9 protein-coding genes are annotated in these 11,972 nt (G+C 31.3%); 3 read left to right on the top strand and 6 right to left on the bottom strand.

All coding sequences use genetic code 11. From position 1 onward, the window contains the following. Window positions 1-3: 3 nt before the first annotated feature. Entirely contained in the window at window positions 4-1,230 is a 1,227-nt protein-coding gene (locus ACFS6I_RS01260) for a restriction endonuclease subunit S (protein ID WP_380917570.1), read from the bottom strand. Window positions 1,231-1,268: 38 nt separating this feature from the next. Next, a complete protein-coding gene (locus ACFS6I_RS01255; RefSeq protein WP_132845740.1) occupies window positions 1,269-2,828 on the bottom strand; it encodes a type I restriction-modification system subunit M in 1,560 nt (519 codons plus the stop codon). A gap of 327 nt (window positions 2,829-3,155) precedes the next feature. Here ACFS6I_RS01255 and ACFS6I_RS01250 point away from each other — a divergent pair, with 327 nt between their 5' ends. The 3 genes from ACFS6I_RS01250 (at window position 3,156) to ACFS6I_RS01240 (ending at window position 7,880) form a co-directional block, all read left to right on the top strand. Beyond that, the gene (locus ACFS6I_RS01250) at window positions 3,156-5,147 is read left to right on the top strand and encodes an McrB family protein (RefSeq protein ID WP_380917568.1); all 1,992 of its coding nucleotides are present in this window, start codon (window positions 3,156-3,158) and stop codon (window positions 5,145-5,147) included. Window position 5,148: 1 nt separating this feature from the next. Continuing rightward, window positions 5,149-6,384, top strand: coding sequence for an McrC family protein (locus ACFS6I_RS01245; protein ID WP_380917566.1), 1,236 nt, complete (start codon window positions 5,149-5,151; stop codon window positions 6,382-6,384). Window positions 6,385-6,605: 221 nt separating this feature from the next. Beyond that, entirely contained in the window at window positions 6,606-7,880 is a 1,275-nt protein-coding gene (locus ACFS6I_RS01240) for a putative phage abortive infection protein (RefSeq protein ID WP_380917565.1), read from the top strand. Between the two features lie 677 nt (window positions 7,881-8,557). Here the strand turns inward: ACFS6I_RS01240 and ACFS6I_RS01235 are convergent. From ACFS6I_RS01235 to ACFS6I_RS01220, 4 genes are all read right to left on the bottom strand, one after another. Then, the gene (locus ACFS6I_RS01235) at window positions 8,558-9,523 is read right to left on the bottom strand and encodes a hypothetical protein (RefSeq protein WP_380917563.1); all 966 of its coding nucleotides are present in this window, start codon (window positions 9,521-9,523) and stop codon (window positions 8,558-8,560) included. Window positions 9,524-9,894: 371 nt separating this feature from the next. Then, the gene (locus tag ACFS6I_RS01230; RefSeq protein ID WP_380917561.1) at window positions 9,895-10,266 is read right to left on the bottom strand and encodes an HIT family protein; all 372 of its coding nucleotides are present in this window, start codon (window positions 10,264-10,266) and stop codon (window positions 9,895-9,897) included. Between the two features lie 46 nt (window positions 10,267-10,312). Further along, window positions 10,313-10,930, bottom strand: coding sequence for a hypothetical protein (locus ACFS6I_RS01225; protein WP_380917559.1), 618 nt, complete (start codon window positions 10,928-10,930; stop codon window positions 10,313-10,315). 11 nt (window positions 10,931-10,941) lie between these two features. Beyond that, window positions 10,942-11,970: a hypothetical protein gene (locus ACFS6I_RS01220; RefSeq protein ID WP_380917557.1), complete on the bottom strand. Its 1,029-nt coding sequence runs from the start codon at window positions 11,968-11,970 to the stop codon at window positions 10,942-10,944. Between the last annotated feature and the right edge of the window lie 2 nt (window positions 11,971-11,972).

The raw sequence follows: 11,972 nt of genomic DNA, 5'->3' as shown, positions 1-11,972 counted from the left end.
ACTCTAAACAAATAGGTTTCTCAAAAAAAACTTTTTTTGTTCTTCTAATTTTTGTAAATAAGTAATTTCATTACTAATAGAATTATCTAGAACAGATAAAAAATCTGCTATCTTTTTCTGCTCCGAAAAAGATGGTAATATTAAAGAAATATTAAAAAAATCAGATATTCCGATATTTAAAAGACCATGATTTCTTGCGCCCTCTTGAGCAATTTTTTCAATTTCAATATTTTGAAGTCCTGCTTCAAAATATTGTTCCATAAAGGTTTTGCTGACCAATTCATTAAAACGAAAACATATATATAATGTTGATACCACACCTTTATCATACCTTATCAACCTCTTTATAGCCCCCATAGCATAACCCGCGGAATAACTTTTATTGTAAGCAAAATCGTCTCTTTTTAGTAGATAATATCCCGTAACATCTTTTGCTGATACTGACTTGTTAAAATATTCTAGTTGACTTATCAATCCATGTTGCGCTGATATAGTTAGCACATTTTTATTATCTTCTTTATTTTTGGAAACAACCCTTTCTGATATATCACCAAGTGTTTTTCTGGTCCAATTAGGATAAGAGTTTCCTTCATCATTTTTAAATTTTAAGGTCTGATCAAAGATCTGCTTTAAAACTATAATTTTTCGCGATTTTAAACCCTCAATTATTTTGTTTTGGGTTTGAATTCTTGCTTCAATTAAATTAAAAAAATTGGAAATTTTATTCTGCTCTTCAATATGCGGAAGAGGTAAATGAATTTCAGAAAAATATTTATAACTAATCATTTTTCCATCACGTATACCTTCCAGATTTTTATTCAAAGAAATAATGTACGCAGGAGTTTTTAGATAAAATTTGAAAAATTTATCAATGATTTGAGCTTTTGATCTTAATATTATGTAAGCAGGGCTACAAATACCTTTATATTCAGAATATTCGATTCCACCTTGAAATGACCTCAAGCTAATAATAAAATCACCTTTTTCAACAACTTTATAACCTTCAACACTTTTATCAGTAACAGATATTTTATAGTCTATAAGATTTCTCGGAATAGCCCCAAATTCCTGAGTTATTGCAAGTATTGGCAAGTCCGAATTATGGTTTTTATTTGAAATATTATCAAAAATTTGATTCCCATTCTTAAATTCCCATTCTCCCCCAAACTCCGGAAATCTCAAATTAGGAACGTTACCTACTTTTAATTTTTTATTCGCAATCTTGGTCATTGTAGTTTCGTTATTAATAACATTAAGGATTTGAATAATTAGAAAATAAGGCCCAATTCTTTGAAATAAACATCAATTTCTTTATCTAGGTCTGCACGTTTGGCTTCTAAGAGTTTAATTTCAGCCATCACAGCTTGAATATCGATTTCCTCTTGCTCCTCGAAAGTGTCTACATAACGTGGTATGTTAAGATTGTAGTCGTTATCAGATATCTCTTTTAATGAAGCTAGATGACTATATTTTTCAATCTCAGTTCTATTTCGATAAGTTTCTACAATTTTATTAATATGGATGTTTCGTAGTATATTTTGATTTTTTACCTTATCAAACTCTTTGCTTGCATCTATAAACAAGACATCATCAGGTGTTTCTCGACATTTTTTGAATACTAGTATACACGTAGGGATACTGGTGCCATAAAAGATATTAGCAGGTAACCCAATGACAGCATCCAAATAATTTTTCTGTTCTATTAAGTATTTACGAATTTGTAACTCTGCAGCACCGCGGAATAGCACTCCATGAGGTAGTACAATTGCCATTGTACCATTTTCCGCTAGATGATAAATCATGTGTTGCACAAATGCAAAGTCTGCCTTACTTGCAGGTGCTAACTTTCCATATTGACTGAAACGATCATCATTTAGAAACAGAGGATTTGCGCTCCAATTAGCAGAAAAAGGAGGGTTAGCGACTATAGCTTCAAATGGCATATCATTTAAATGCTGTGGATGCTCCAGCGTGTCTTCTTGCTTGATGTCGAACTTCATATAATGCACACCATGAAGTATCATGTTCATTCGGGCAAGATTGTAGGTGGTTCGATTCATCTCTTGTCCGTAGAAATTATTTACATCTTTTACCTCCCGAGCAACACGTAATAGAAGCGAACCAGATCCACAGGTTGGATCATAAACAGATTTCAGTCTATTTTTTCCTGTAGTAACAATTTTTGCCAAAATTTTAGAAACTTCTTGTGGTGTATAGAATTCACCCGCTTTCTTACCTGCTCCACTTGCAAATTGTCCTATTAAATATTCATAAGCATCACCCAGTACGTCGAGCTCACTATGTTCCAGTTTAAAATCAATTTCGTCAAGGTGTATTAATACTTTAACAATAATAGCATTTCTTGCATCTGCAGTTTTACCCAATTTTGTACTATTGAGATCCATATCTTCAAATAGGTTATCAAAGTCTTCTTCACTTTGCGTTCCCATGGTACTCAATTGTATATTAGTCAATATTTTCTGTAGATCTTCGAGAATAAAGGTATTAGTATCACTATTACCTCTTTTTGCAATTTCACCAAAAAGTTCAGATGGTTTCAAAAAGTATCCTAAAGTTTCAAGAGCTTCTTCTTTTATTGCTTCGATATATTTCTGACCCTCTTTTGTCTTTTCTGATATATTTCTGAATTGAATATTATCCTGTTCAAGAATAGAGTTTGCGAAAATTTCCATTTTTTCAGCTAAATATTTATAGAATATAAAGCCTAATATGTAATCACGGAATTCATCTGCATTCATTTTACCGCGTAAAGTATTAGCTATATTCCAAAGCTGTTGCTCTAATATTTTTTTCTGTTCTTCTGACATTTAGAGTGATGTTATTTAAATAGGAATTTTACCATCCGTAAGAATTCACTAAAGTAATTGTTTTTTTTCAATCTTTCTATCAATCTTCTGTATTCAATCATTTCGGAGAATAAATAATCAGAATAATAAAGACATGTAAACTTAATAACATCTTGTAAAACTTACTACTTCCTGCTATATAAGGGAACCTAAAAATTTAATTATACTAAAATGTTTACTTTTCCGCTTTAAATGCATTTAATTTGTTTATTTTAAGCAAAATATATTAACCATTTATGTCAGCCTGGATGTAGAGAAGAAATTATTTGAATTATTTGAGATATTTATATGTTAAGTTATAAAGAATTTGAAAAGGTAGTTTTTGATTGGTTGTATACTAAGCATCAATTAGACAAGACGTTTACCTTTAATGTTCGCAAGAAGAAAGGTACAAATTCGGAGAAGGATTATTTTATTGGAACGGAGCGGTCCAATTATTTTGCGACAAGCTTTTATGCTATGCCTGTTTCCTTTCCTGGTTCGTCAGCAGAAGCTATTAGTCTCGTTTTTACGTTAAATGAATCTGTATACACCTATAATTTTGATTTTACGCAAACACAACAACCAAGTGACCCACAAAATCAGTCTGTCTTAAATGTAATTAAGGATTTAAAAGATCCTTTACAACAGAAATTTTTATTCAAACAAAAGGTTAACGAGCAGAACAAAATGTTCAGGATGCTCATTGCGCCTATTCAAGAGAACTATATCTCTCTTGAAGCGATGTTTTCTGATATTGATCAGCAACTTACTCAAATTATTGAACTCGTTGATGTTGCTATTTTAAAGGAAAAGGAAAATAATCCCATGTTTAAAGCTCACCGTGTTCAATTAAGTGAATTTGAAAATCGAATCAGTCGTATGGAAAATAGAATTGAGGCGCATACGAGTAAGAATACCTCAAATGAATCCATTACGTTACCTGAAAAAACACAAATCAATATGCCTCTTAATCAAATACTATATGGTCCTCCGGGAACAGGGAAAACTTACAATACTGTTAACAAAGCTATTTCTATCATAAATCCATCTTTTGATTTAACTCAAGATCGATCTATTATTAAAGCAGAGTACAATCGATTATTGGAAGCAGGGCAAATTGTCTTTACGACTTTTCACCAGAGTATGAGTTATGAGGATTTTGTCGAGGGGATTAAGCCCCTTAAACCAGTGCCTAGTGATACATTTGTGAAATATGACGTGCAACCAGGCATTTTTAGAAATATATGCAAGGCAGCTGAGACAAATATTACATTAAACTTATCCATTAATAGATTAAAAAAACCATTTGAAGAAGTATTTGATAAATTGAAACTAGACTGGGAAGATGATAACACGATCGCTTTTCCATTAAAGACAGCAGGGTACGATTATTCAATCATTGGATTTACGAATACCTCCATCCAATTTAAGAAAGCTAGTGGAGGCACAGGTCATACTTTGAGTATAAAAACTCTTGAAGATCTTTATTACGGGAAGGAATACGACTTTAAAGCTGGCGTAGGTATATACTATCCCGCAATTTTAAACAGATTACAAACCTATAATGATTTAAAAGTAGAACGGGGCGTAAATAAAGTTGCGCAGGAACAAAACTATGTACTTATCATTGACGAAATCAATCGTGGTAACGTGTCAGCTATATTTGGAGAGCTTATTACTTTGATAGAGGAATCTAAACGATCAGGAAAGTATGAAGCTCTTGAAGTTACTTTACCCTATAGCAAAGAAACTTTATCGGTGCCAAGCAACCTCTATATAATAGGTACGATGAATACAGCAGATCGATCTGTTGAAGCATTAGATACTGCTCTTCGCAGGCGATTTGCCTTCACAGAGCTGATGCCGGATCCAATATTAATACGTACAGATGGAGCTTTGAAAGACTGCGAGGGTATTTTAAAAACTGATGAAGGTCAATTGATAGATTTAGCTTCTATATTAACGCTTATTAATATGCGTATTGTAGCCTTATTAGATGTTAATCATCAGATAGGTCACTCATACTTCATCAATGTTAAAACTTTAGAGGATCTAGCGAGTGCTTTTAAAAATTGTATTGTTCCTTTATTGCAGGAATACTTTTACCACGATGAAGAAAAGATCGCATTAGTATTGGGTGAAGGCTTTATCAGTGTAGATAACAAGGATATTCAAGCAGACGAATTGTTTCCTAGTTTGTCTTTTGTAAATCGATTACCTAATTTGAAGCCAACTTATCAATTTAACGAAATTAAAGCTGATACAATAGTTGAAGCAGTGAATAAACTCCTCCGTTAAAGTGCATCAAGTCATTCAAGTATATGAGCACGACGTGCTTTTATTAAACCACGTTTATAAAACTATAGGTGGACAGCTATTTCGTTTTGAAAAGCATTATTTTGATGCTTTACTTAAATTCAATGAATTGCATGGCGCAAAGTATTTTATACCCATTTATGACGGTGTGAAATTCAAGAGTTATGTTGGTGTTCTTCAGATAGATAATCTTATCATTGAGGTGTTGCCAAAAATAGAACGTGTCACAGTACAGGTTAAGTGGCGAGATGTATTGATCCAGATGCTTCAGCAAACAGAGCATCTTCGTGTAGAGCAAGTGGGTAATGCTTTCGTTGATAAACAGGACATCCATCTTTTGGATATCTATTTTGACTGGTTTCTTTCTGAAGTAGAGCATTTACAGCATCGTGGCCTAATCAAAAAATACTATTCCGAGACTAAAAATACTTTAGCACTGAAAGGTAAATTAAAATTTTCAGGCCATATTCAGCGTAATAACGTTCATCAAGAACGTTTTTATACAACACATCAAGTTTATGGCACTGACCATTTGCTCCATCACATTATAAATATCGCGTTAAAAGTTGTCGGAAAACTATCTAAGGGCACCTACCGCTATGGACGTTGTAAAACTGTTCAATTATACTTCCCTGAAGTTAAAGATGTAAATCTTACCAAGAAGACCTTTGAATCGTTGAGTTATTCACGTAAAAACGAATCTTACCGAAGAGTTATTGAAATCTCTCGTTTGATTATCCTTAATTATGCTCCTAATGTAAATTCAGGTTCTGAAAATATGCTAGCACTTATGTTTAACATGAACAATCTATGGGAGCAATATTTGTTGGTGAAAATTCAGCAAGCATCGAAAGACTGGCTGGTTACAAGTCAAGTGGAAAGGAAGTTTTGGAAGAACAAAATCATTCGACCCGATATCATCTTACAACATAAAGAAACTAAGCAAGTTTATATTATTGATAGCAAATGGAAGAATTATAGCTATGAAAGCATATCGTCACAAGATTTAAGACAAATCTATGTCTACTCAGATTATTGGCAAGCAACAGGAGGAATGTTACTCTACCCGCACCATATAACCTTAGATGATACAAATCTACATGCTGTTTATAACGCAAGACAGTTTCACGCTAAGATCGGTTTGTTTTCTATCTTAGATGAAGCAGGTGAATTGAAAGAGGATATTGGTGTAGATGTGATAAGGTCTCTTTGTGGTTAATAATTTTTACATTACTCTTTCTGCTGAGTTTTGTAAATAAAATTACGAGATTGTAACGTGAAAATCATTAATAAACAGGTGTTTATATTCTAGATGTTTGTTGAATAATAGAATATTGTTAACTTAGCGGAATACTTGAGTTTTTTATAATAGTTTAATACTTGAACTATTATTTTTAGCAACCTATTTAATTAATGTTAATCAATTTATTATTTCTTATTATGCACTGTACTGATGTTTATTATGTACTTTTTACTTTATTTATATTATTAATATTTGTAATATTAATTAATGAAAGCAAATGGTGGAAATCTCTATCACAAGATATTAAAGAGAACTCTCCGAAATTTTCACCTATCATTAAGAATTTACTGGGGATAGGTTTGCTTTTAATCATATTCAGTGTAATAGCACCATATTTATTTACCAGAGAATATAAGAATAGTATATTTAATTTTTCTGCTGAAACAGGAGCTATAGGGGATACAATTGGTGGTATAATGAACCCTTTTATAGCTTTAGTGGCAGTTATCGTCACTGGTTTAGCTTTTTATGTTCAATATCAAGCAAATCAGGTTGTAATAACTCAATTTAAAGATCAAGAATTAAACTATAACTTGGATAAATTTGAGAATAGGATCTTCAAGCTTGTCGATAATTATAATGATATAGTAAATAAGTTTGAACTAAAAAGTAGAGAGTCAGAAGAGGTTTATTATGGAAAGGATTTTTTTTATGCATTACATCAAGAATTTAAATCCGCGTTGTCTGACATAAAAGCTTTTAATATAGCCTTCAAGTACCAAACATGTGATACCTTAGATGAGTATAATTATAAGATTGAATTGAATAAATGTAAAGATCATTCTCTTTATTCAGAATTGGAAATTGCATATTTAGTCTTATATTATGGTGTATCAGATAATGGACGTAAATCCATTAAAGCTAGTTTGAAAAGGAGATATAATAACATTTATATAGATCATTTACTTAATTATCTAAGTTTTAAACCTACTTATTGGGTAAATAATAAATCTTTAATTGACGATTGGACGGTTTATAAATCATTTTGTGAATTTCTTAATTGGGAAAATCCAAATGAAAGTAATTTTATTAGATATCATAATGGTCATCAAAGTAGGCTGGGACACTATTTTAGGCATTTATATATGATAATACAGTATGTTGATAATTTCAAGCATGAAAAAAATTTGTATTATCAAAAATGGGATCATGTTAAGTTTTTAAGAGCATTATTTTCTAATCATGAACAACTTATCTTTTTTTTGAATAGTATATCAATTTTTGGAAGAGATTGGGAGCTAAATAAATCTGATGAAAACTTAAAGTATGTAACTAAGTACGATTTAATTAAAAATATTCCTGAAAGTTATAGAATTCAGTATTTTACGGAGGACTTTTATCCTGATGTTGAATATGAGCCAGGAAAAATTACCAGTAATCGTAGGATTTTAAATGAAGAAGTTTTTATTTAAATGTAGACTTTTAATTAGTGTACGGATTAAGAGTATAGCAAGGAATTCAACCGAAATACAAATACGGTAATGTAAAATGCTGAATAATTTCAATTTGTCGTATTTTATAATACGAAATTATTCAATGGACCTTGGTAGTTTGAAAATGATACTTTAATAGTAAATTTATTGTTAATACAAATTAATTTCCTTGAATTTCAATTATTTTACCTAGAATAACTAGCGATCTACAAATTGTAGATAATATAATAAATATACCTATTATACTAGAATAGTATAAAAATATAATGTCATAATCGGCTAAAAATAATCGGGTTACGTATATTATTATTGAAGAAGCGACTAAAGACTTTATGCAGTTTTTCAGTTGAATAACAGTTAATAGATATAAAGATGTGCCATAAAAAATCTCTGACATAGAAGATTTTGATATATTTTCATCATTAATACTCTTACTTCCAGACTTAAAAGTTATTAGAACGGTTAATAATGTTAAGATGAATCCAGTTATTGTTAATAAAATAGTTATAGTTTCAGATGCATTCGTCGTTATTGTCTGATCTTTAGGTGTCTTAATTATACAATTGGTATGCAGTACATAAATTCCATAACAAATTAAAAAACTTAAAAAGTAATCTATTTTTACCGAATGTTTAAAATAAAAGTCTATAATATAATTAACCATTTTGTTGTTCTATAAATTTATTAAACTCATTTTCTATAAGTATATACCAATCATTATGAGATCTAATTTCATCCATATTAACTTCGATAGTAAATGATTTTTGATTTTTTATCAGGTTCAATTTATCAGGTTCATCATTCTGATTTATAAATTCAATTGTAAATGAATCAAAACTTTCTAAATCCGTATGTCCTGATCTAAAGCTTTTAATAAGTTTTTCGACCATACTTTTTGCTTTGCTACTATCAGTTCTTATACTTGCTCCAGGTGTTTGGTAATAAGCTTTAAATGATAAGTATTTAGGAGAAAACAATGAGCCTATTGAGTTTAAGGAAGTAAAATAGCTGTTAACAATTTTTTTTTCAATTTGAGCAATTTTTTTTGGTTCAATTTTAATATCGAAACTATTTAATTCCTTAATATTATCAAGTACTTCTTCAAATGGTCTGTCTAAGAAAAAAGTAATAGAAGTTTTTTTGGTTATACCTAAATTATCTTTTCCAATATTTCTAAAATAATATTCCAAATCTGAAATTCTTGGACCATAGTAATTATACTCGAAGCATAAAATTATTTTAGTTGATGAGACATCTATAAAAAAATGAGTGGTTTCAGCTAAAGAACCAAGATTTAAGCTTTCTAAAGGAATTAAGCTGTAACTCTCTAGTGGTTTTACCATTGGCGTTTTGCCTCGTCTTAATAAGCAAATGGACCCCTTGTATCTTTTTTGGAGATGATTATAAGTAATATAATTAATAAATAATTCACGTCTATCAACACCAATTCTACTTTCAAATCTATCTATTAAATACCCTTTATTGCCATTTTTGTTCGGAGAGCATACGCTAATAATTTTATCCAAAAGATCTTTAGCTCTTAAATCTCCATTTTCTTTTAATGGTAAAATATCTAATTTATAGAAATTGAATTTAATCGGTTCTAGGGGCTTATTTTTCATTTTAGATTTGTATGGAGTTTTTCTTAATTAGAATTATATTATGTGAATCGGTAGAAAATAATATATTATTGCTTAATATTCTGATCTTAGTTTTTTTAATGTTTTTAGTTACTAGAAATCGTAATTTAAATGCTTCATAGTACTTTTTATGTAAAACAATTTTACTGTATAACTAATGATCCGAATGAAAACTAGTTTTGTACTAATAAGTTTAAATTGTGATAGGGAATAATTGTTTATTCTAATGTAGTTAAATCTTTTATAATTTTATAATAACCGTACTAGAAAAAAATATAAGAGTTTAAAAAAACAAAACAGTGTTCCTTATCATAAAGGAGAATGGTATTATTTTAAGCAACGTGCTATATTAATCAATAACTCCCCTTGCTAGGTATCACATGTCTTACACCACCTCGAGGGTTTTCCATATCGCCAGCGAAGCGGGGGATGAGGTGACAGTGAAAGTGAAAAACAGTTTGACCAGCAGCTTCTCCGCAGTTCATACCGATATTATAGCCGTCTGGCGTTGATTCGGCTTCTATTAGCGTTTTAGCTAGGAGTATGGCATTATCAAGATCCATTTTCTCATCGTGAGTTAGCTCAAAATAATCTTTGCGTAGTTGCTTACTGATAATCAACGTATGGCCTAGTGAAACAGGAAAGCCATCTCGGATCAAAAAGAAATGCTCTGTTTGTCCGATATGTTTATCGACAGGTAATTCTAGAAAGTTATTGATACTCATCGTTTGTTGTTTTAAAATAGAGTGAATGAGTGATTATAAAAAATGATTATGGGTAATCGATCACTGCAGGTTTCTGTTTAAGACTTTCATCAAGAAAATTCAACATATTTTGTAATACTTTTTGAACTTCTTTTTTAGGAAGTATTAAGGGTTCCTCTGCCAATCTAGGAATTTTTACCTTATCTTTAAATTCAGGGATCATGATATCGATCTCTTCATCACCTACGAAATTTGTATCTATAAACTTCCACTCAGGCGAAACATTTTCTTTTATCGCCAATACATTAGTAACAATAAGAATGCTCTCTTCTGTATCGGCAACACTTGTAACCATTATTTGTGGTATAAATTTGAAACTTATGGTTTCCAGTTTTATAACATCCAGTTTATTATAATTGATTACTGTATCTATTGTAATATTGTGAACATCTCTAAGAGTTGAAAGAGATTCTTTGAATAGTTTTAAAGCATTTTCTTCACCTCCCATTACTATAATTAAACGTGGTGATGTGTGTCGTATATACTCCTGAGGATTATTAGTTACTACACTCTGCGTCATCTTTTCTAGTGCGCTGTTTAGAGCCGTATCTTCGTGTGCATAGATCATGTTTGATCCAGTCAACATTAAAGCGATGAAGAGAAGTATTATTTTGATTCCTTGCATATTCAAAAGTATTAAAATGTACCCGGTATTTCAATACTGGGCGTCCACTCGTGAATGGAGTGGGAGAGTGCTACATTGTATTGTTGTTGAAGAAACAAGCGCCTCCTCTCCTTTGTTTTCCCTGTTTGATTAACGATTGTTTCTGCAAGAGGATGTTTGCTTTCTATGTAGAACTCATTACGATTATACAAACGTTCTAAAAACCGACGATGCGGTACGCGTGAACTTTTAGCAATGTTGACTTTAGGGTCTGCCAAAACTAAGTTCCACACACCATTGATATTTGCTTCCTCGACCGAATGTGCTTTTTTATTCAAATGTGGGAGGAAATGGTCCACAGCACAGATCTGTGGAGATCCTGCATTCAAAAATATGTCTTGGTATGAATAGAAGCATTTCCCTTTTTGATAACCACTTAAAGCATCCCTTACAGTTGTCATATTGATTCGACGCATAAAATCTGATTCCATAAATAGCTCTTCTTTAAGAGCGTCATGTTTTACTTCAAGCAAATTGGGATTAATCTGAAGATTCCAGGCGGTCTCTACCAAATTCCATCGTGCCTCTACTTCTTGATCTAAATTTATAAATTGTAATGTCTCTTTTAACTTGAATATGCTGTCTGTCAGAATAATTTCTTTCTTACCCTCCACGTAGTTTTTGTGATAAAAGGGATCGGTGACGATACCGCCATTTACATTTTGAAAAGCATCCACCACGTTGACAAAACCTAATTTAGTAGTCTCTTGGATCAATTGATCTTCACTCAGCTTACAATCAATAAAATCTCTGCAGGTATTTAGAAATTTACTAGATGATGAGTTCCCTTGTTTATCACTTTTTTTCAAATGCGCAACGATATTTCGAGCGAATGGACTTGCCAGATCCTCTAAAGTCAGCGTCGTTTTATTTTGATCTAATAATTCAATAATGGCCTTCGCAAAAGCAAACTTATAGGTAGCGGAGTTTTTACCAAACAAGATAAGTGCACGCCATTGCGATTCAAGACTGGGGTCATTGATTTGAAATTTTGTAGACATAA

This window comes from Sphingobacterium anhuiense (genome assembly GCF_042686355.1).
Lineage (GTDB): Bacteria > Bacteroidota > Bacteroidia > Sphingobacteriales > Sphingobacteriaceae > Sphingobacterium > Sphingobacterium anhuiense.
This window is presented reverse-complemented; position numbering and strand designations above follow the sequence as displayed.